The sequence below is a fragment of the Photobacterium kagoshimensis genome (assembly GCF_050337045.1).
Lineage (GTDB): Bacteria > Pseudomonadota > Gammaproteobacteria > Enterobacterales > Vibrionaceae > Photobacterium > Photobacterium kagoshimensis.
In genome coordinates, this window is sequence record NZ_JAKJSO010000021.1 from 102,056 (window position 1) to 123,104 (window position 21,049).

The 21,049-nt window shown below is 43.3% G+C and carries 15 protein-coding genes and 1 pseudogene; 8 read left to right on the forward strand and 8 right to left on the reverse strand.

The genetic code is table 11. The features are described 5' to 3' along the window. Nucleotides 1-19 precede the first annotated feature (19 nt). From aroQ to L4C35_RS19000, 3 genes are all read right to left on the reverse strand, one after another. On the reverse strand, nucleotides 20-547 hold the full coding sequence (gene aroQ, locus L4C35_RS18990) for a gamma subclass chorismate mutase AroQ (protein WP_428464371.1): 528 nt from the start codon (nucleotides 545-547) through the stop codon (nucleotides 20-22). A 165-nt stretch (nucleotides 548-712) separates the two neighbouring features. Next, nucleotides 713-1,162 (reverse strand): TetR/AcrR family transcriptional regulator, encoded by a 450-nt coding sequence (locus tag L4C35_RS18995; protein WP_428464372.1) that lies wholly within the window; start codon nucleotides 1,160-1,162, stop codon nucleotides 713-715. A gap of 205 nt (nucleotides 1,163-1,367) precedes the next feature. Next, the gene (locus L4C35_RS19000; RefSeq protein WP_428464373.1) at nucleotides 1,368-1,964 is read right to left on the reverse strand and encodes a porin family protein; all 597 of its coding nucleotides are present in this window, start codon (nucleotides 1,962-1,964) and stop codon (nucleotides 1,368-1,370) included. A 602-nt stretch (nucleotides 1,965-2,566) separates the two neighbouring features. On the opposite strand from L4C35_RS19000, the gene L4C35_RS19005 reads away from it, so the two are divergent. Both L4C35_RS19005 and L4C35_RS19010 read left to right on the forward strand, forming a co-directional pair. Further along, nucleotides 2,567-4,603 (forward strand): alkaline phosphatase D family protein, encoded by a 2,037-nt coding sequence (locus L4C35_RS19005; protein WP_428464374.1) that lies wholly within the window; start codon nucleotides 2,567-2,569, stop codon nucleotides 4,601-4,603. Then, nucleotides 4,596-5,462 (forward strand): helix-turn-helix domain-containing protein, encoded by an 867-nt coding sequence (locus L4C35_RS19010; protein WP_428464375.1) that lies wholly within the window; start codon nucleotides 4,596-4,598, stop codon nucleotides 5,460-5,462. Before L4C35_RS19005 ends, L4C35_RS19010 begins: the two co-directional genes overlap by 8 nt. Nucleotides 5,463-5,636: 174 nt before the next feature. Here the strand turns inward: L4C35_RS19010 and L4C35_RS19015 are convergent, their stop codons facing one another. The 5 genes from L4C35_RS19015 to L4C35_RS19035 all read right to left on the reverse strand — a co-directional run bounded on the left by L4C35_RS19015 (nucleotide 5,637) and on the right by L4C35_RS19035 (nucleotide 14,632). Beyond that, nucleotides 5,637-6,239, reverse strand: coding sequence for an Lcl C-terminal domain-containing protein (locus L4C35_RS19015; RefSeq protein WP_428464376.1), 603 nt, complete (start codon nucleotides 6,237-6,239; stop codon nucleotides 5,637-5,639). A 2-nt stretch (nucleotides 6,240-6,241) separates the two neighbouring features. Then, entirely contained in the window at nucleotides 6,242-7,699 is a 1,458-nt protein-coding gene (locus L4C35_RS19020; RefSeq protein WP_428464377.1) for an Lcl C-terminal domain-containing protein, read from the reverse strand. Between the two features lie 27 nt (nucleotides 7,700-7,726). Continuing rightward, complete coding sequence (locus L4C35_RS19025; protein ID WP_428464378.1) at nucleotides 7,727-10,129, reverse strand: proprotein convertase P-domain-containing protein; 2,403 nt, start codon at nucleotides 10,127-10,129, stop codon at nucleotides 7,727-7,729. A 13-nt stretch (nucleotides 10,130-10,142) separates the two neighbouring features. Beyond that, the gene (locus L4C35_RS19030; protein WP_428464379.1) at nucleotides 10,143-12,347 is read right to left on the reverse strand and encodes a TonB-dependent hemoglobin/transferrin/lactoferrin family receptor; all 2,205 of its coding nucleotides are present in this window, start codon (nucleotides 12,345-12,347) and stop codon (nucleotides 10,143-10,145) included. 95 nt (nucleotides 12,348-12,442) lie between these two features. Then, nucleotides 12,443-14,632, reverse strand: coding sequence for a prolyl oligopeptidase family serine peptidase (locus tag L4C35_RS19035; RefSeq protein WP_428464380.1), 2,190 nt, complete (start codon nucleotides 14,630-14,632; stop codon nucleotides 12,443-12,445). Between the two features lie 371 nt (nucleotides 14,633-15,003). Between L4C35_RS19035 and L4C35_RS19040 the strand changes: the two genes are divergently transcribed. From L4C35_RS19040 to L4C35_RS19065, 6 genes and pseudogenes are all read left to right on the forward strand, one after another. Continuing rightward, nucleotides 15,004-16,317 carry an anaerobic C4-dicarboxylate transporter gene (locus L4C35_RS19040; RefSeq protein WP_428464381.1) on the forward strand — a complete coding sequence of 438 codons (1,314 nt, stop codon included), beginning with the start codon at nucleotides 15,004-15,006 and terminating at the stop codon, nucleotides 16,315-16,317. Between the two features lie 218 nt (nucleotides 16,318-16,535). Then, a pseudogene (locus tag L4C35_RS19045) lies at nucleotides 16,536-16,820 on the forward strand (PAAR domain-containing protein); the annotation flags it as partial. 1,541 nt (nucleotides 16,821-18,361) lie between these two features. After that, nucleotides 18,362-19,072 (forward strand): AHH domain-containing protein, encoded by a 711-nt coding sequence (locus tag L4C35_RS19050; RefSeq protein ID WP_428464382.1) that lies wholly within the window; start codon nucleotides 18,362-18,364, stop codon nucleotides 19,070-19,072. Next, nucleotides 19,069-19,683 carry a hypothetical protein gene (locus tag L4C35_RS19055; RefSeq protein ID WP_428464383.1) on the forward strand — a complete coding sequence of 205 codons (615 nt, stop codon included), beginning with the start codon at nucleotides 19,069-19,071 and terminating at the stop codon, nucleotides 19,681-19,683. The genes L4C35_RS19050 and L4C35_RS19055 overlap by 4 nt, the downstream gene beginning before the upstream one ends. A gap of 122 nt (nucleotides 19,684-19,805) precedes the next feature. Continuing rightward, nucleotides 19,806-20,420, forward strand: coding sequence for a hypothetical protein (locus L4C35_RS19060; RefSeq protein ID WP_428464384.1), 615 nt, complete (start codon nucleotides 19,806-19,808; stop codon nucleotides 20,418-20,420). Nucleotides 20,421-20,541: 121 nt separating this feature from the next. Further along, nucleotides 20,542-21,049: hypothetical protein (locus L4C35_RS19065; protein WP_428464385.1), on the forward strand; the 508-nt coding region annotated here is incomplete at its 3' end.

Sequence of the window (21,049 nt, forward strand, 5' to 3'; positions counted from 1 at the left end):
CACTGGTTAAAAGTAGGCGTTAGCTGTTGCCTCTAATTTCCATTAGTGCACTGAACAGTAACTGTTTATCGCCAGCACTCACATACTTAGTCGTAATTGCTTTATTAAAACTGTTGAAATCATCGGGTGTAAATGCGCCGTTTTGGTTCACATAGTCAGCAATCTGTTGGGTAATCGAAGCCCCTAGCGTGATTAATGCTGGGCGAATAATAGTCTGAAGATCGCGTGGAAGGTGTGCCGCTGGCTGTGATAACCAGTCTGCTCGATGTCGGTATTGAATTGCTTTAGCTACAGAAACCTGAGCTTTAAAGAAGTGTTCAATTTGATCGGGTTTAAGTCCTTTTTTTGCGGCAGCGGCTTTGGCTTTATCTACCACCATGCCTTCACGAGAAGGATCTTCAATGGCTTGTTGGTTCATGGCTTTAAATAATGCCACGTCCTCCATGTAACTTAAGCGTTGGTTGATGGTATTAAATAGGTCTTGTGGGCTTGCATGTGCTGTCATGGATATAAATATAAAACAAAGTAGAGTGATGAACTTACGCATGGCATGATCCCTGTCGAGGTTTACAGGAATATTATTTACTATGCATTATTAGTGTGAAATTGTGGTAAATAACAGATCTCAGTTAGCGTGACTCGTCTGAAAGTTATGCCTTTAATTGCTTAGTCGTCATTTGGTTTCGGTATCTTCTTTCAATAGGTATGGATGTTATTTACAACATCCCGACTTTGCGCAATGTACCACAGCATAACCTATCGCCATTAATATATGATCTTCTGGGTTCTCTTCATCCCCTCCAATCAGTTCGATGAGGCCTGCGACGCCTTCTTTTTCATTACACAAGGCATTTGCATGTGCGATAACGTTACGAAAGTAACTGTCGTTATCAATGGCATCTTTCCAGCTTTCGAAGAATTTTTTGCCATTAGTGAAATCGAGCTTATCGGTGATTACTTTTTTCAGCATCGGCTTGAGTGCATCGAGTAGTTCAGATTTCTTTTTAAAATGCGCATTGATACCAGAGCGGCTTACTTTGGCTGTTTGAGCTATTTTGGTGAAGGTTAACGCATCATTTCCCTGTTCAACTAATAGCGAAAAAGAAGCATCGATAATTTTTTGGCGGGTTTGTGCTGCAACTTCTTGGCTAACGCGTGGCATTATTTTCATCCTCTAACAAGCTAAGGGCGCAATTCTACACGAAAGCATAGCGTAGGTGCTAAATGAAGATTACGTTATATAACGACTTCAATACTTTATTGTTACCGTCAGCGAGAGGATGTCTCGCTCTGCAGCGATGGCTGAGCGAGGCATTTATAGCAACCTAATGAAGTCAGTGGTCAGGATATTATCCAGATTGGTATTATTAGAATTTATAGTTAACGGTTAGCGAGAAGGTATCCAGATCGAGATCGTTATATTCAGGGATATCTACCGACGAGAACTTATATTCAGCTGCGAGTACGAAGTGTTCTTTAAATGTCGCTCTGATACCTGTACCAATCGCAAAGGCATATTCACTGTCGTCAAAATTCTCGTTTCCTAAGTCGGTCACCACATTAATGCGTTCCGCACCTAGTAGAGCGTAGGGTTTTATCGCAAAGTTGTTCTTACCTATAAGGGTATAGCCAATATCGGCATACAGTCCCCATGTTGAAACGTCGACCTCTCCCGGAAGTTTCGATGGGTTCTGGGTATTATCGTTATCGAAAGTGGCATTGGAATAACGGCCTGATACACCAAATATCTTGTTAATGTCGTAGCCTACTTCAATAACATAGCCTGTCGCGTCATCAATCAGGTCATCAGAGTCGTGATTGATGACCCCCGCGCCCATTCGAAAGCCTGATACATCAGCGTTAGCCAGTGCGTTTGCAGTACTGCTGTCGGTTGGCGTGCTTTCTGCTGCTGCGGAGAAGGATACGAATAACGGTAAAATTGCCGCAAAAAATTGCTTTTTCATGAGTGCACCTTATTCCTTAAAAACACAGTGAGCTAACGATGCACACCGTTGTTTTCGGATAATTATTATTTTTCAATATGTAAGTTGTAGCATTAATAAGAACAAATGAAAAAACACGCATATTTAAATAAGTGAATGTTGTCACATAGATGCGCGCTTTTTTGCTATGTAGCACTTAAACCATACTGATAGTGAGGCTATCGATATGATTTTATTGTCTTTGTTTTTAAAGCTGAACTTGCTTTTGCACATCCTATATGGCGGTACTTTCCGCACTACTCTGATGCTATTATTCAGATTCTTATTCGAGTCAGCAGCGTTAAACTGAGATTATCTAATCTAATCTGATGGCTTGTTTACTTTAGTGGCAGAGTTAGAAACGAAATAGCATTCAGCTGATGAATGGATTCTATCAATCTTACACCACAAATAAAAGACGCTATCTTTTATTTGTGGTGTTGAAGAGAAATAAAAGAAGAGGTGAGTGGGTTCTAACGGACGACGGCACTGATCTTAGCAATAAGAAAAGTTATGATGATCAATATAATGGCAGTGGTCATCGGCGAAAAAATACAATGAAAAGTGTAAAGAAAGAGGAAAAAATGGTTCAGGTTTTTGATGGTTTTTTTTCAAATGAACAAGAAATAACATTACCATTAGTCGTCGCTGGGCCAATCTTACGCAAGGTGACGGCCTCGCATATTTCGATTTGGTTGGTTTGCTCTCAATCGCTTGAGGCGACGTTTTCACTCTATGCAAGTGGCTCTTCTGAACCACTTTTTCAAGCTGATGTACTTGCAGAGCATCAAATTCAAATTGGCAGAAATGCTTGGGTGGTACATGCACAGTTTTCAGGGTGTTTTCCAACCGATACCGCGCTCCAATATAGGTTAGATACTCAGCAAGGTGATATTACAAGCCTAATGCCTGACCTGCTGTATGGCGATGAATCCGCGCTGACTTTTAGCATTAAGACGCGTGCAGACTATGTCTTACATGGCTCTTGTCGTAATCCTCATCACCCAAGCCAAGACAGTTTAGTGGCTGCCGATAACAAAGTGGCTGCACAAGCTGTCAGCGAGCGTCCCGCGCTGTTAATGATGAGTGGTGATCAGATTTACGCGGATCATGTTGCAGGACCAACGCTTGATGCGATAGCGCAAACAATAAAGTTGTTGGGCCTATCCAATGAGCGTTTTCCTGATGGCTGTGAAAGCGAACTAGTGACGGCGGAAGATATTTTTAGCAGCCCTCATCATTTTTATGGCCGCGATAAACTGTTACCCCACTATACCAATACCAATACCAATACCAATACCAATACCCAGCACGCTCATGATCATCTAGATTCACGCTTCGCCCGACTGAAAGATTATCTGCCTAAGCGAAAACTACCCGTATTTAGCTCCCGTGAGAGTGAGAACCACTTGATCACTTTTGCTGAATATTTTTCGATGTATTTATTAGTATGGTCGCCACAGCTCTGGCGCTTGGTGAATACTAACCGACTAGCAGAACAAAATTTTAAAGTTAATGGCCAAACGCTCAGTGCGAAATGGCAGCAAGTCTGGCATGCAGAGAAAAAACATGTTGATGCGTTTGTCGCGGGTTTACCGCAAGTTCAACGCTTAATGGCCCATATTCCTACTTATATGATTTTTGATGATCATGATGTCACTGATGACTGGAACTTAACGGTCGGGTGGGAAAAAGCGGCTTTTGATAGCTTGCTGGCACGACGCGTGATTGGTAATGGGCTGATGAGCTATTGGTTATGCCAAGGGTGGGGGAATGCGCCAGAGCATTTTGATGAGAGCTTCATGGCGTTCGCTCAGCGTTATTTTTCACAGCCAACAGCAGAGCATCACGATGAATTTATTACTCATCTATCGCGCTTTGAACAATGGCATTACACCATAGAAACACAGCCAAAAATGTTGGTGTTAGACACTCGTACACGGCGTTGGCGCTCAGAATCTCGAATGAATAAACCGTCAGGCTTAATGGATTGGGAAGCCTTGATTGAGATGCAACAAGCAATGCTGAATGAACCTGCGGTGATCATTGTCTCTGCTGCGCCTATGTTTGGGGTGAAGTTTATTGAGACCCTGCAACGCGGTATGACCTGGCTTGGCCAACCTTTGCTAATTGATGCTGAAAACTGGATGGCACATCCTGGTGCGGCAAATACTTTACTGAGTATTTTCACCCATACCAAAACCCCTACCAACTTTGTGATCTTGTCGGGGGATGTTCATTACTCGTTTGCTTACGATATCAAGCTCCGTTTTCGTCGTTCGAGTCCGAATATTTTTCAGATCACTTCTAGCGGGATCAAAAATGAGTTTCCTAATCGGTTATTGCGGGTCTGCGATACCATGGATCGCCTACTTTATAGTCCAAGATCGCCGCTAAACTGGTTAACAAAGCGAAAGCGTCTTAAGATCTTCAAACGTGATCCCGATACCCATGGCCATGATCGTTTGATTAATCGTAGCGCGATTGGTGAGTTGCGGTTAGCTGAAGACGGTAGTCCAAGTCATATTTCGATCCTTACCGCGAAAGGTGAGGTGATTGCTTTTCCACCTATAGAGAAATTAGCGCCATCAAGCCTATCGAGTCATCAGCAATATGATTAATTGGAAATATCCACCAAAGCGTTCATTAGCCGCTCAGTATGTTGAGTGTTATTGGTGTATTGAAAAAAAGCTGGCTGACGACGGCCATCCTTTTCCTAAACTGACGCCTGATCCAACGGCACACTTGATCATAGCGCCTGCGTTGCAGGGGTATCAGTATGCAAGTGAATCGGTGTCTTTTGAGGGGCTGGGGAGCCACTGGTTGTTTCCTCATTGCAAGACGTTCCAAGTTGATCACACGGATGCATTTATTTTGCTGGGGGTTAAGTTTCATACAGGGGCTTTGTATGCGTTGGATATGACGCCGCATATAGAAAAACTAGAGCATATTGTGGAAACGGATATCAGCGCATTTTTCACGATGAAAAGTGATGAGCAAGATTCTGGCGTGAAGATACAAGGTATCTCACATTCATTGTTGCAGCTTGCGAAAGACGCACCTGAAATGTGCTGCGATGAGCTAGAAAGTTTGCTACTCCCTTGGCTAAACCAAGCGCGTTCAGACAAGCACAGCCTACTAACGCGGAAAGCGTTACCGTTATTGTCTAATACGCCCATTTCGCAATTAGGGGCGTTATTGCATTGTTCTCAACGTACGCTAGAGCGCAGTTTTACCCGAGTAACGGGCCTGGCATTAAAACAGTGCCAGTCGATGAATCGGCTTGATTTGCTACTTGAGTCTTTATACCTGCGTGGTGAAACTGATATTGATTGGGCTGAGGTCGCGCAAGAATTTGGCTTTAGTGATCAACCACATTTGATCCGTTACTTAAAAAGCACGATAGGGAAGACGCCTGGGGAGTATGCGAAGGTGCGAGATTTGACCATAGATATTTATGGTGGGGTAGAATATTCCTAAGCTCTTTAGTGTGAGTATCGGCTTTTATTTGTTGCGATTTTTCAATGCACTTTCGCCTATGTGACTTATCTAACTACGACTTACCTAACTACGACTTACCTAAAGATGATAAGGTCGGTTCAAATCAAGCTGATGATTTGAACCGACAATAGCGCAAAGACTATACCTACCCTATTATTTATCGCTCACTAAGATCACGCCAAGCTTATAATCGGTTGAACCGAAGTTTGAGGTTAGGCCATCGGCGAGTCCCAAAGCAAATACATGTCCTATTGATGCTCGTGCTGGCGTTGAACTCCACGCGGTACTTTCGGCTGACAAGAAATCAAAATTAAGCGGGAAAAAGCGCTTATTTAATGCCGGAGATATACAGCTAGATTCTCGCAGTGACTGCAGCTCTTTAATATTCGGTAGGCGCCATTCTTGACGGCCACCGAACTGGTGCAGAGGATCGGATTTATCATTATTAATGATCTCCGTTCGCTGTAGTGCAGCTTGCCAGTACATCCCTGTGGGTTTGCCATCGCAAATATTATTGGTTTTGTTCCATGTTTGGCCTAGGGTACAGCGATTCCATACTAAATCGGTACGTAAATCGGTAACTGTTCCATCTTGGTTGTCTTTAAAGCGAACATCGGGCGCAGATTTGGTTAAGTTGATATCACACTCTTGCGTTGCAGCGATTGCACTTGATGCCGTTAACGCAAAAAGCGCAGTGATTAGGGTATGGCTAATTGTTTTTCTAATAACTGTTTTTTTGGTCATTGTCTTTTTCATTGTTATTTTCCTTGGCTAACCATACGTACGTTCATTATTGTTGGGGAAAGACATTCTTCTATATTTGCTTGTTGGCACAGAGGTTGAACACCTGTGTCACCTATAGAATCACCCAGTTGATCCAAGTAATTATACAAATTCAAGTGTTTAGGTTGGTAAGGGGCGTACATAAAGCTAGAAGACCAGTACCAACCTAAGCCGTAATCGCCAGCTTCCACATGAGGGAAGTAATGGGTATTCAACCCAATAAGATTGCCATCGGTATCTTTTGCGGTTGAGCCAAAATCAAGTAAATCAAATTGTTCATTCAGTGTCGGTAAACGCCAAGTATTGATGCCACAAAGTTGATCTTTATTGACCATATCTTGGTATTGCTCTGTGGTATTGATACCTGACTTGTTGGTTTGCTGGGCGTATTTTATGTCTTCACTGTGAGGTTGAGCGCCACCTTTGATCTGTAAGGCGAATTCGTTTTTCTTCCAGCGTGGTGACTTAGGATCGTTGGATTTCACTTCCCACGTTAACTGGGTTCGCTCATCGCGCACACAGCTCCATTCAGTGGCATCCTGTGGTAGTTTCTGGCCTTTCGCATCTAATTTAGTGAAGATAAAACCTGCGCCAGAGTGAGCCTTTTTGTCTGTGGCATCAAAGCCAATATTGGCATCTTGTAATGGGAAGCCAGCAGCTGGGGTATCGGTAAGTATCGCACCATTAAAAAATTGCGTGACACCGGTATCATTGCCCACTAAGCGCGGCATGCTTTGTTGTTCCAGCTGATTCACTGTGTCTGCGAGTGTTTGCTCGGTGAGATTTTCTGCCTGAATAAACGCTTTTTGCTGTGGCAGATCTTTGGCGAGCGTGGCGATCACACGGCTACGTTGATCGGCGTTGGCACTGGCCGAGAGTAACTGGATGTTTTTATCAATCGTCGCCAAGCGAGGATCACCAAGGTTGGCCAACAAATTATTGCTGGTGGTAACACCGATTTTTTCTAACTTGGCTTTCACATCACGTGCTGCTTCATGAGGGTTTAAACCATGGCCCATATTTGCGCTGATCAAGGTGCTGATACCGTTAATAATGTGGCCACTTTCTTTTTGCTGTGGTGGCGCTGCTAATACCACGGTGTCGTTGGTATAGGCTTTACTTTGGTTATCTACCGCATTGAGGGTTGAGACAGCAAGAATACGCGCATGCAAAATATCTTTGTTCATGCTGACGATGTTAAATAGACCACTTTTGGCTGTTGTGGTTGGTTCACTGGGGTTACAGATCCAGTCTTCCGTTAAGTCGACACATACCGTGATATCTTGCGCGAGATAGTTGGATTGTACCTCGCCACTCAGTGTGTAATTCAGCTTTGAATCGGGCCCCGTCGTGTTGCTGACTTTATTGTCTGAGCCACCATTACAACCAGCAAGTAACGTCGCTATGGTGAGGGTGAGTAAGGTTTTTTTCATGGTAATAGTTTCTCTATAAAAATTGAATTAACGCTTAAATGAACGACGTTTCGCTGATCTTGCTTTGGTGTATCCCAATTGCAGCATTGCAAGTAGGGTTAACCAAAGGGCACTGCCTCCTCCGCCACTATTGTTATTAGGTTGTGGTTGTGGTTGTGGCTTTGGATCGGGTTTATTGGGTGAAGCTTTACACTGATAGTTCTGGATGGGCGTGACGCCAAAATCGATCAATTGGCCGCTATTACCGACAGCGATATCACTAATTTCTAGTCGCCAAGCGCCTGTCATCCGACTGCCCAGTAGTGGTTTAAGTTGCGGGTGATCGGCTAAGCGATACACGGTTTGTTTGTTGTTTTGGTAATAAGCTTGGTGATCGTGCAAAATCACTTGCTGGCCATCTGGTGCGATCAGCGTGACTTTCAATTCGCGGTGATCAGGGTGTGAAATATGCGTGATGACGGCGAAATCATTGCCGACAGACTCTTGATCGCCCGTATTAAAGTAAGTGGCATAGGTAAGCCCTTTGCGCATAGGTTGCAGCGGGCTTGTGCCTTTTTTAGCGTCAAGAACTTCTTGATTCAGTGTTTTAGGGGGTTCGGAAAATTCAGGTAAACCAAATACGAAACCTTGGTCAAAACTAACGTGTTGCATCCGTTGTTTTTTGTCGAAGCTGAAGGATGCATCAAGTGTTAAGTTAATACGCTGACCGCACTGTGGTTGAGCGTTAAGAGGGAAGTTAACGGTTTGGCTTTTTCCTGCTTTTAGGTTTAATGGTTGATCGGCTATAGCCAAAGTTTGTGACCCTGATTGCCCCGATACCGAGACACGTCCGCTCAATGCCATATCCCGTGTGGTTGGGTTATAGATGACAGCGTTTACTTGCCTCTTGCTGGTGGCATTATTGGTTGTTGCTAATCCTGTATCAATGAATAGCGGGCTTGGCGCTAGGATCAGTTCGGTTGGAAGCAAGTTGTGGTGATTGAAATGACGACGCAAAATCGCGCCATATTCATGGTTTGGGTAGAGGCTTTGCGCCGCATCTAAAATACTCTGTGCGGCATGGTGCATTTTAGCGCCACGGCCTAAACCATAGAGGCCTTCAAGAATAATCCTGTTCATTGCCTCGAACGCATCGGCATTGTAGGTCGCGACAGCTTCTTTCAGTGATTGGAATAGTGGCGTTGACCAGAGTTGATCAGACAAGGTGCCATTAACGGAAATATGTGCTTGGTATTCAGCTGATGGGTAGTAGCGAGCCGCTTTGTCATTGAGAGAACGGGTACCGCCACTTTTTCCGCCAAAATGACCGTCAAAGTTGAATACGGTATCTAGTTCAAAGCTTGTACCTTGCTGATATTGGGTACGGTAAGTCGACATGCCTGCCCAGTAATCGCCAAAACCTTCACCGATCCCACTGGTATCGCCGTACGCCCAGTCAGGCACGATAAAGTAATTTATGGTGTGGCCGAATTCATGCAAGATCACATCCGCATCAAGGCTATCGGGTGAGCCTCCCATGCCAAATGAGAGCAAGTTAATATCATTCAAATACTTAGAGTTATTCTCGGTTGAACCTTGCGCGTCAAATTGAACCGGTTGATTGAATAAGTGGTTGAAGCCAAGCCCTTCCACGTAGTGTAATGAATGATCAATATGGTAAAACGCCATCACATCGTAGAAGTAGTTATTAACCGCTGATTTATCGCTAGTGGATGCTTGTGTTACATCAATATTGGTGAGCGCGTCTGGCGCAAAACTCAGATGGCCTTGCTGCGGCTGTTGCTCTGCCTTATCTGTTATCCCTTCGGGTAAATTCACGATGTCGATAGCAACAACCTTGTCGTTGGCTAATAGACACTGTGGGTTAGCCGCAGTACTACACAGTACAGGCATAGTCACTGTCTGATAGGTCGCAGGTAAGGTGTAATGCGCAAAATCACCGTCTGTTGGGATCGGTGCTTGGTTCATCGTACGCGGATCGGGATTGTAGACTTGAGTTGTCACTGGCACCGTTTTCGCGTGTGCCGGAATAACGGGTTTAGTGGTATCAAAATTGGTACGAGGTTGCTCGATCGTACCATCACATTGGCCCGTTAGTGCATCGAGCTGGGCATAAACGCGTTGCACTTTTTGATCTTTATCTACGGTCAGTACCAAGGTCTTGTGGCAATTTTTACCTTGGCTATCGATAACATCAAAATTGTAGTGCGTTGCCATCAAGCTGGTGCGTTGATAGCGTACCGAAATATCGCTGATGACGGTTTCAGACTTATCTTGAAAATACTCCAGCAAAAATTGTTTCGCTTGCGCACTGTCATTAATCGTCACGCTATTTGCGGGGTAGATCAGTTCAGCGGCAACCCCTTGCTGGCTCGCGGCCAACAAGGTGAATAAGCATAATGTGGTTTTGTTGAATCGAGGCGCTTTCATCTGGCATCCATCCTTAGAATTGATAAGTAGCATTGATGTTGAAATAACGGCCTGGCTCGGTTGAATAAGACTTAGAATCTTCGCCAATGCCTGCCACATCTTGGTAGCGGATGTATTCTTTGTTGAATGCATTGATCAAAGTGGCATATAGGGTGAAGTTGTCGCTGACTTGGTAGCTCGCGCCGAGATCCAGCGAAGCCCAGTTACCGGTCGTCGCACATGGGATTTGCATCTCGACGTTGTTGTAACATTTAGGGGTACGATCCATTGGCATTGCTGCGGCGAAATTCAAGCGTGAGAAGGCGGTAATATTTTTTACGCTATAATCAAGCTGGATGTTGCCTTCTAATGGGGTCAGGGTACGAATTGGCTCGCCATTGCCGTCTTTACCATCGACCAGACCTAGCTTGCCAGACAGCTTGAAAGCTTCTGTTAGCTGGTAAGCAGACGAGAGCTCAAAACCGTAGGTTTTTACCCCTTCTAAGTTTTGGTATTGGAATAGCCAGTGGGTTTTATCCGCCGCTTGGCCTATCATCTTTTGTTCGATGAAGTCTTTGAATTTTGTGTAAAAAACAGCGGCATACAGCGAGAATCGACCGTCATCATATTTACTGCCTAGTTCGAAGTTATCGCTTGTTTCTTGTTTAAGCTCCGAGTTTGGGATGATGATGAAAGGTTTCAATGGGTTAAACAGGTGTGGCACATAACCGTATGTTTTGTCGTACGCTGGCGCTCTAAAACCGTGTGAGTAACTTAGGTAGCTGTTTAGCGCTGGCGTAAATTGATAAGCCACTGAGAGGCTCGGAGAGACTTCGCTACTGTTGTTTTCGTTGATCTGTATACCGCCAATATTGGCGTTACCTGTTGGGCTCAGTTGTTGGCGATCGAAGCGCACCCCTGGTGTGATCGTCCACTCTTGCCATTTAATTTGATCGCGAATGAATACGGCTGCGGTAAGCATAGTGGCATCGGCAAAGGAATCTTTGCTTAGTCCAGTTGTACCTCGCCAGTCATAGATGTTTTTGTTGATCGGACGTTTATATTTATTTTGCTCAAACTGTATACCCCACGTGAGCTGGTGTTCGGTATTATCAGACAGTTGAAAATCTTTGCTTTGATCTGCCGAGAAGCCTAATAAGTTGTCTTTGTAGAGACGTTGCTCAACTTGACGGCGCTTCTCGGTAATGCCTTGATGCGCACGCTGCATGAAGATGTCTTTGTAGGTGTCACTGGTTGTTTCTCGGTAGTAGACTTTGATGTCTGCGCTATCAAGAAACAGGTTATCCAGACTCTCGATTTCAGCCCCCACTTGCGCATCAAAGCTGGTACTTTTACCGTCTTCGAAATATTGTTTCGCTTCCCAGCGGCCATCTTCTTGCACAGGCGCCATGCCATCGTTACGTTCCATGGTCTCTTTGTAGTAAGACACGGTACCTTTAAGCATCACGAGATCGTTTAAAAAGTAGTTGTGGGTAAAGTCAGTGCTGTAGCCTTCAAGTTCACGATCGTAGAGGTCGCGATTATAGTTACGTGTTTCACCGCCTTTCCAGCCTGATAGCAGCAGCAAACTTTCATGATCGCCAAAACGTTGCGCTATCGTGGTGCTGAGTTTTTGTTTGTCACTGATCCCGGCATAGCTTGCGCTGGCTTCATAATGGCTGTCTTTGGTACCTAAATAATCACCCGGTTGTTTGGTCGTTACCACCACCACGCCACCAATAGCGCCAGATCCATAAAGTGATGATCCCGCACCTTTAATCACTTCGATTTGCTTGACGTTAGAGAGGTCAAAACTGTTACGGCCTGCGATGTCATTTAAGTCTGCCGCCCCATAGCCATCACCGACTTTGACACCATTTTTGATGATCGCGATACGGTTACCAGTCATACCTCGAATCGTAATATTTTGTGGTCGTCCTGCACCGCCTGTTACGCTAACACCTGGCTCATGATTCAGCGCATCATACAGCTCAGTTGCGCCTTCTCGTTTGATTTGTTCGCTGGAAATAACAGACACCGACCCACTGGTTTTCGATAGCGGTTGTTCGATTTTTGTCGCCGTTACTATGACGGTTTCCATCTGAGTGGTATTTGCTGAAATGTTATTTTCAGCTACGTTAACTGGCGTATTTTCCACTGAATGTGTCGTTAACTCTGAAGCGTAGGCGTGCGAAGCCAATCCGCTGAGAACAGCGAAGGCGATAGGGTGTAGTTTCATGTTGTTATTCTCTAACTAGGCGTCGATGCTATTAATGTAATGATCGGGTGATATCGCTTGGATAGTCATTGGTAGTCTCGACTATCCATGCGGTATTACTTATTTGTTGTTGTCACCGTAGGTGATGATGGGTGTTGCTGACTAAGATTAAGCAAGAATGCGTACTCCATCGCTTGAGCTGCTTGCGCGGTGCGCCGATTTTTTTGATGGCCAGCCTTAAAGTCTGTGGTGAGCAAATAGGGATTATTTGCCGTGCTTTGCTGCTGTAATTTGGCTACAAACTTAGCCCCTTCCCAATAGGGGACTTGGCTGTCATGCAAGCCGACTCGCACTAACATTGGTGGGTAAGCTTGCGCACTAATATTGTCGTACGGGCTGTAGGTTTCCATGACTTTGCGATCACTGGCTTTGGCGGGGTTACCCCATTCTTGATACTCTTGCTGAGTAAGGGGAAGCGAAGGATCTGCCATGGTATTGATCACATCAACAAACGGGGCTTGTAAAACCGCGCCACGGAACAACGTGGGCTGAGCATTGATCGCGGCTGCGACCAGTGTGCCACCAGCACTGCCCCCGATAGCCAAAATGTCACGCTTAACTCGCGTATGCGATTTTGCTGACGAAGCATCGTGAGATGAAGAAGACAAAGAATCACGGCTTGGCACATAGCGCTGCATCACTTCAGCGGTAGCAAGGAAGTCTTTAATACTATTGGGTTTATTTATCCCCTTGCCTGCTTGATACCACGCATCACCCAAGTACCCACCACCGCGAACGTGGGCAATGGCATAAATCGCCCCTTGATCCAGTAGGCTAATTACCTGCGGCATAAAGTAAGGTTTCATTGGCGTGCCGTATGCGCCATAACCATAAAGAAACACTGGGCTATCTGGGCTCACTTTATCGTTTCGATACGCCAGTGAGACTGGCACATTAACACCATTGGCATTTACCGTAATTTGGGTTGAAGTGTAATTACTTGGTGTGATCGACGGATAGCTATCTTGTGACAGTAACCGCTCTTTGCCTGTTTCGATATTAAACTCCGACCACGTTGGCGGGGTTGTCATCGACATTGATCGGATACGAACAAGATTACTAGCAGCGTCACCATTATTTGATAGCCACGCGACTTTGCCATTGGCAGATAACGGACGACGGAATGTTTCATCACCACTGTGGTTTATCACTAATAAGGTATCTTTCCCTTGCTGGGTGATGACAAGCGCAACACCTGCGTTAAAGACATGCCAGTTTTTGATTTCTGTCTGTGGTTCAGGGATGAACAAAGGTGCAAAAGATTGAATGCTAGCTCCCAGCTTGCCTTGGTATAAGCCAAAGTGTCCTTGGTGATTACTCAGGCTGATGATTTGTTCACCGCTGATATCGCTGTAGTACTCGTTACCCGAAACTCGTTTTTGTAAGCTGCTGTGTAGCTCACCAGTCTGTGTGTCGAGTAGTTGTTGCTGGCTGGTATCGTGATTATTACTTTGAATAATCGCGTATTTTTCATTGCTGGTTTGATAGCTTGAAAGTAGCCAAGCGGGATCCGTCTCTTCGAGTAATACATCTACTTTTTGGGGAGCGGATACTTGGGTTTTAACGAGTTGATAAGGGCGGTATGTACCTGCTTCATTTGCTATTACATAGAGGGTGTCGTTATCATTTCCCCAGATCAGTTCAGTACTTACATGATTGATAAGGGCATAAGTCTGCTGGGTGTGGGTATCAATCACAGTGACAGCGTAATTACGATCACCACGCACATCTTCCGTCACCGCAATAAAGCGTTTATTCGGGCTCAGTAGCCAGCTACCTAGAGAGTAGAAATCAGACTGAGCTGCACGCTGAGTCAGGTTGAAGACAATCCGCTCTTTTGTCTTGGCGATGTCTTGGGTGATCGGTTGCTCAACTAATACGCGCTCACCTTTACGTGTTTCAAATCGATATTTCACATCACCGCGAACAAGCCAAGGTTTCTCTGCTTTTTTAGGGGCATTTGTCTGCCATTCATTCAATAGTTGTTGTTGCAACGCAGCTTGCTTTGTTAAAAAAAATGCAGCTTGTTGATTGTGCTTATTGAGGAACTGTCGGATTTTTTCAGACTGACGCGTGTCATCTCTTAGCCAAGAAAAGGCGTCTGCTTGTTGCTGTGATACTGCTGAACTCAGTTGTGCCGATATCCTTTCAAGTGAGTTAGATTCAGAATGATGTGCTATCTCTGAGGTAGAGAACGCACACATAGGAAAACTCGAAATAAGAAAAAATAGGGCACTACGCTTCATTGTTCGCCTTCTTGCTTTTTGGATGTAGCGAAAAATAGCTACGAAAAATAAGAGGGCATCATGCGCTTAAATAGAAATGAGATCAATTATCATTTCTATTAATTTGTGTGTTTTTATGATTTGTGTGGTGTTTTCAACCAAACTCCTTCCTTTTGGGTGATATATGACTCTGATCTTCAGCGGCTGAAGCACACAAATGTATGTATTCAATTAATTTTAATGCGCTTAATTTGATAGTGCTCAATAACCATGCAAATAGCAGGGTTGAATAACTATTTGTGTGATGAATGTGCAGTTGCCACTTTGATGAAATCAGTATGATGCCTGCAGAATTTTGTACTGGTTTAAATATTATCATCAGGGAGATTGATGTGTTTTTAGTTGAATTTTTAATTGTATTGGGTTGTATCTTGATCGGTGCCCGCATCGGCGGGATTGGTCTTGGTGTTATGGGTGGTGTTGGTCTGGCGATACTGAGCTTTGTGTTTGGTATGCAGCCAACAAGTCCACCGATTGACGTGATGCTAATGATCATGGCGGTAGTGGCTGCAGCGGCATCTATGCAAGCAGCAGGTGGTTTAGATTATTTAATCAAAATCGCTTCAAACATTTTACGCAAAAACCCACGCCAAATTACTTTTATTGCACCTATCGTTACTTACGTATTCACCATGATGGCGGGTACGGGTCACGTTGCTTATTCCGTCTTACCTGTTATTGCTGAAGTGAGTCGTCGTAGTGGTGTGCGTCCTGAGCGTCCATTGGCGATGGCGGTTATTGCCTCACAATTTGCAATTGTTGCCAGCCCAATTGCGGCCGCAGTTGTTGCATTGGTGGCTTTCCTGGAACCACAAGGTATTACACTAGCCAATGTATTGATGGTAACAATTCCTGCAACTTTCCTTGGTTTAGCTGCAGCTTGTGTGATTGTGAATAAGCTAGGTAAAGAGCTAAAAGACGATCCAGAATATCAACGTCGCTTACAAGATCCTGCGTTCCGTGCAGAAATGGAAGCAGAAGTGAAAGTTGAAGAGATCGAAATCAAACCAGAAGCAACCAAAGCGGTTGGTTTATTCTTGTTTGGTGCATTGTCCGTTGTTGTAATGGGTGCCTTCCCGTCATTACGCCCAAGTTTTGATGGCCATGTGATGGGGATGGCGCATACGATTGAAATCGTAATGCTGTCTATTGCGGCACTGATTATTTTGATCTGTAAGCCAGATGGCTACGCTATTACCCAAGGCTCTGTGTTCCATGCAGGTATGCGTGCGATCGTCGCTATCTTTGGTATCGCATGGTTAGGTGACACCTTAATTGGTGGTCATGGCGACATGGTAAAAGAAGCCGTATCGGGTTTGGTTGAAGTAGCGCCATGGACATTCGCATTTGCACTATTTGGCTTATCTGTGATGGTAAACAGCCAAGGCGCTACCACCGCGGTATTGGTTCCTGTAGCGATTGCATTAGGTCTTCCACCAGCAGTGATCATTGCGACGTTTGTTGCGGTTAACGGTTACTTCTTTATTCCAAACTACGGTCCAATCATCGCATCAATTGACTTTGACCGTACAGGTACCACTAACATTGGTAAGTATATCTTCAACCACAGCTTTATGATCCCTGGCTTGCTGAGTATGGTATTCAGCATCATCTTTGGTTTCATTTTTGCTGGTATCGTGTTGTAAATATTCACGAAAACACAAGCAATATATACAAATAAGCCTCGCAATTGCGGGGCTTAATTATATCTGTGAATAATTTGTAAATAGTAATGAAACTACTTACATTAATGAAAGTTAATTGTTTGAAGTCGCTCGATATTTATTATTTATCAGCAATCTCTTTGTTCGAATGAGCGTATTTTATATAGCTAATTTTAGATATTTGAATTAGCTGATTAATCATGGGAAAACCTGCTGCGCGAATCGGGGATCATCATACTTGCCCCAAAACAACCTCAAAAGTTCCTCACGTTGGTGGGCCTGTTGTTACTGGCTCAGCTAACGTTTTTATTGGAGGCATGCCTGCTGCTTGTTAGGGCGATAAAGTCATGTGTATTGGCCCCCCTGATACAATAAAGGAAGGTTCAGCGACTGTCTTTATTAACGGTAAGCCCGCAGCCAGAATGGGAGATGCGACAGCGCACGGCGGCAAAATTGTCATTGGGTGCGGAACGGTATTAATAGGCGATGATGCTCATTTTACGCCAGCGTCAGGCACTGTATCTTCTTCTCAATCTTCAAGTAACCTTGAACAAGGTGAAGACGATAGCGCGAGTGAAACCCCAGAAGCAGATTCTCGTTCAAGTTCAACTAACGCTATACCACCCAATTCGATCGCAGCGCCTGTTATAGAAAATAAACCCAAGTGGCTTAAAATCTGCGCCAATTATGATGACCTTTGGCGAACGCCACTCCCCGCAGAAAATATAGACGTCGAGGTGGATGGCGAGCTTCATCAAGAAGCGATTAGCTTAGAGCAAGGCAATGTAAAAAACACTTACTCACTTGATAAACCCGCGGCAGAGTATTCTTTAGCAAATAAAGAAGCAGGTATAACCGTACTGACCGATCTTGCCCCACAAGCGAATCAAGTTGTTGTTGAACTTAAAGGTGTCAGAGGCATAGAACAACAGATTGCCGAGAGCACAAACACGATACAGTCTGACTTGGATGGCCTTTACCATGAATTAGTCGATAGCATGAGTGGGTTTCAACAAGAATGGGAACTCAACGGGCTTGCAACGCTAGACGATGGTTTACTAGCAGGGGCCAAATCGTGGGGAAATGATTTAACGGACTTATTTAGTATTAAAACTTGGCAAGAAACAGGAGAGTTTCTGGCTACTGGGTTATCTGATTCTCTCGATTTTACCTACAACTATGCCGAGGATAAATATCAAGCGATCACCAATGCGATTACCGATGAACACGGTAATATGCAAAACGTTACTTGGATTAGCGCACGGTTATATGACGAGGTTGAGCAGACGATTACCGAGAAACAGAGTGATCTTCGAGAACTGTTACAAGGGGCTGAATCTGTTTTTGATGATGTGGTCACGGCTGGCCATAAAGCCCAAGTGATTGCGGTAAACCATAAGCAAATTCTAGCGTTACCGCAGATGATTGCGAACAGTGATATCGATGGTATAGAAAAATTTATCGATGATGTTGTAACTGAATTAGATCCTGAATGGGCTCGTGAAATTAAAGAAAGTGAAAAGTTTCCTTTAGTATTAGCATTAATTCAAGAACACAATACGGCCCTTACTTTTTCTGCTTATATTAGCCTGATTTTAGAAGCTATTCCGCCTAACTTTTATGCCTATTATGGTGGTAAGTATGGCGTGTATGTTTTATTGGAATTAGTACTAACATTAACGCTGGCTTTCTTCACCCTAGGGGCTGGGGTTGCTGCAAGATCGGCAATGTGGACGGCTAAATTAGCGCAATATGCGAATAACACTAGAAAGATACAAAACGTACCTAAAGCGGTTGAAGCATTAAATTCAGTGAAATTAACAATAAAAACCATTACTAAAGTGACAGAAGATTTAGAAAAAACAGGTTCACTGTTAGTTAAGCGCCCATTAGGTAAGTACCCAACCGCGAGTGATAAAACACTCGAGATAGAAAAGAAAAATATTGAACGCAATAAAAAATGCCGTATTTGTAAAGGTGATCATAAAACACCAGCGAGTCTGCTCGGTGAGATAGAGTATAAATAATGAATATAACAATGACGCCAGACGCATCAGAAAGCGATTTTATTGATGGTGAAATTGAAAAGAAAAACTATAGAAGGCGTTGGGTGACCAATGTCAAGAAAATACCTAGCCACCCTTTTAATCACGGCATCCATATGGATACCCACCATTTAATATCAAAAGAAGCGGTTAACTTATCAAAATTAGGTAAATTACTTGTAAAGAAAGGTTTTGATATTAATGATTTGAATAACTTGGTGGGCTTTCCCGCGACATTACCTGGTGCTTGCCAGTTAAAAACACAATTGCACCGAGGCGATCATATATTTAAACCGCCAGGAGAAGAGCCTTATCATGACGAAGTTTCAAAATCATTAGTTTATCTAGAGGTTAAAATCGAACGCTGCTATGGAAAAACAAAAAAGAGAGAGACCTCTCATGATATTCATCAATTGTTAAACCCTGTCGCAAAAAATATTTTAAAGAAAATAACTCGATTTCAGTTACCCCTTACAGAACTATACCTGAATTTTAAACATGGTAACAACATTGGTTGTGGTAATTGCTTTGAAGTTAAAGATGCCAGGTTTAATGCTACCGCTTGCGAGCATGGCAGAGCGCACTATAAGCAACTTTATGTATCTGGTGTCGATTATCGCTACCAGAGCAGTAACGCGTATAAAAAAATAATCATGTACAGTGAAAGTTGGACCCCTAAGGTGACAAAATGAATGATTTTGAAAATGAATACTACTTGGTGTTTAAAAAATTTAACCCACAAACATTATACTTAACGGCGTTGCAAAAAAGCGCGGATAGATATTTTGAGTTTGAAAAATTACGCTTTGGTGAAGAACCCCTATTTTTTGAAAATGGCTACAAAGAGCAAGATAAGGCAAGAGGGGTAACACGTTTTTATGGTAAGGCTCATGAAAACATATCGACCTTGGTTGTGCGTGATGAAATATATGAAGATATAAAAGGCTTTAATATCCGTTATTTGCAATTGTACCCCTCTGTGATTATCGATGATGACAATAACTACCTTGAAGGTTACTGGACCTTCAATTATTACGACAGGGTTAATTGCGTTGATTTTGACCTTAGCACTGTCGAAGATTATGACCCTAATGGTGAAGATCATGATGTGGAAAAATTCATCTTTAAGCCTGATATTTTAGCTGCTATTCCCGAAGAGGAAAGGCTGATAATTATGCCTGCGAATGCAAATAAAGACTACACGATTTTTCACAAGAAGATAGTTGATATTTTTAATAAACACAATGTAGAGACCCTCCGATTTATTAAAGTGGCAGATTGGGAATACGGCAAGCAGTTTTAATCGCTCATTGAGGCGTCTGGTTTTAGTTTTGATGGTAATGTCGAACGCCATTACCATTAAAGTGGCCTTAGCGCGTTTGTTTAAATTTACAGTGGTGAAAGTTGGACCCCTAAGGTGACAAAATGAATGATTTTGAAAATGAATACTACTTGGTGTTTAAAAAATTTAACCCTCAAACATTATATTTAACGGCGTTGCAAAAAAGTGCGGATAGAAGGTATAGATATAAAAAATTACGCTTTGGCGAAGAGCCCCTATTTTTTGAAAATGGCTACAAAGAGCAAGATAAGGCAAGAGGGGTAACGCGTTTATATGGCAAGGCTCATGAAAACATATCGACCTTGGTTGTGCGTGATGAAATATATGAAGATATAAAAGGCTTTAATATCCGTTATTTGCAATTGTACCCCTCTGTGATTATCGATGATGACAATAACTACCTTGAAGGTTACTGGACCTTCAATTATTACGACAGAGTTGATTGCGTTGACTTTGAACGTAGCACTGTCGAAGATTATGACCCTAATGGTGAAGATCATGATGTGGAAAAATTCATCTTTAAGCCTGATATTTTAGCTGCTATTCCCGAAGAGGAAAGGCTGATAATTATGCCTGCGAATGCAAATAAAGACTACACGATTTTTCACAAGAAGATAGTTGATATTTTTAATAAACACAATGTCGACACCCTCCGATTTATTAAAGTGGCAGATTGGGAATACGGCAAGCAGTTTTAATCGGTCATTGAGACGTCTGGTTTAGTTTTGATGGTAATGTCGAACGCCATTACCATTAAGGTGGCCTTAGCGCGTTTGTTTAAATTTACTGTGGTGAAAGTTGGACCCCTAAGGTGACAAAATGAATGATTTTGAAAATGAATACTACTTGGTGTTTAAAAAGTTCAATCCACAAACATTATATTTGAAGGCATTGAAAAAAAGTGCGGATAGGGACTTTGAGTTTGATAAATTACGCTTTGGCGAAGAGCCCCTATTTTTTGAAAATGGCTACAAAGAGCAAGATAAGGCAAGAGGGGTAACGCGTTTATACAGTAAAGCGCACATTAATATATCGACCTTGGTTGTGCGTGATGAAATATATGAAGATATAAAAGGCTTCAATATCCGTCATTTGCAATTGTACCCCTCTGTGATTATCGATGATGACAATAACTACCTTGAAGGTTACTGGACCTTCAATTATTACGACAGAGTTGATTGCGTTGATTTTGAACGCAGTCTTATCGATGAGTATGATCCTAAAGATGCTCGTCATGATGTTGAAAAATTTGTTTTTAAATCTGAGGTGTTAGCTGCTATTCCCGAAGAAGAAAGGCTAATGTTTCAGCCAAAAAAAATAGATAAGG

What these genes read in the sequence shown, in the direction of transcription:
- aroQ (WP_428464371.1), bottom strand. Translation starts at nt 547, where the DNA reads ATGCGTAAGTTCATCACTCTACTTTGTTTTATATTTATATCCATGACA.
- L4C35_RS18995 (WP_428464372.1), bottom strand. Translation starts at nt 1,162, where the DNA reads ATGCCACGCGTTAGCCAAGAAGTTGCAGCACAAACCCGCCAAAAAATT.
- L4C35_RS19000 (WP_428464373.1), bottom strand. Translation starts at nt 1,964, where the DNA reads ATGAAAAAGCAATTTTTTGCGGCAATTTTACCGTTATTCGTATCCTTC.
- L4C35_RS19005 (WP_428464374.1), top strand. Translation starts at nt 2,567, where the DNA reads ATGGTTCAGGTTTTTGATGGTTTTTTTTCAAATGAACAAGAAATAACA.
- L4C35_RS19010 (WP_428464375.1), top strand. Translation starts at nt 4,596, where the DNA reads ATGATTAATTGGAAATATCCACCAAAGCGTTCATTAGCCGCTCAGTAT.
- L4C35_RS19015 (WP_428464376.1), bottom strand. Translation starts at nt 6,239, where the DNA reads ATGAAAAAGACAATGACCAAAAAAACAGTTATTAGAAAAACAATTAGC.
- L4C35_RS19020 (WP_428464377.1), bottom strand. Translation starts at nt 7,699, where the DNA reads ATGAAAAAAACCTTACTCACCCTCACCATAGCGACGTTACTTGCTGGT.
- L4C35_RS19025 (WP_428464378.1), bottom strand. Translation starts at nt 10,129, where the DNA reads ATGAAAGCGCCTCGATTCAACAAAACCACATTATGCTTATTCACCTTG.
- L4C35_RS19030 (WP_428464379.1), bottom strand. Translation starts at nt 12,347, where the DNA reads ATGAAACTACACCCTATCGCCTTCGCTGTTCTCAGCGGATTGGCTTCG.
- L4C35_RS19035 (WP_428464380.1), bottom strand. Translation starts at nt 14,632, where the DNA reads ATGAAGCGTAGTGCCCTATTTTTTCTTATTTCGAGTTTTCCTATGTGT.
- L4C35_RS19050 (WP_428464382.1), top strand. Translation starts at nt 18,362, where the DNA reads ATGAATATAACAATGACGCCAGACGCATCAGAAAGCGATTTTATTGAT.
- L4C35_RS19055 (WP_428464383.1), top strand. Translation starts at nt 19,069, where the DNA reads ATGAATGATTTTGAAAATGAATACTACTTGGTGTTTAAAAAATTTAAC.
- L4C35_RS19060 (WP_428464384.1), top strand. Translation starts at nt 19,806, where the DNA reads ATGAATGATTTTGAAAATGAATACTACTTGGTGTTTAAAAAATTTAAC.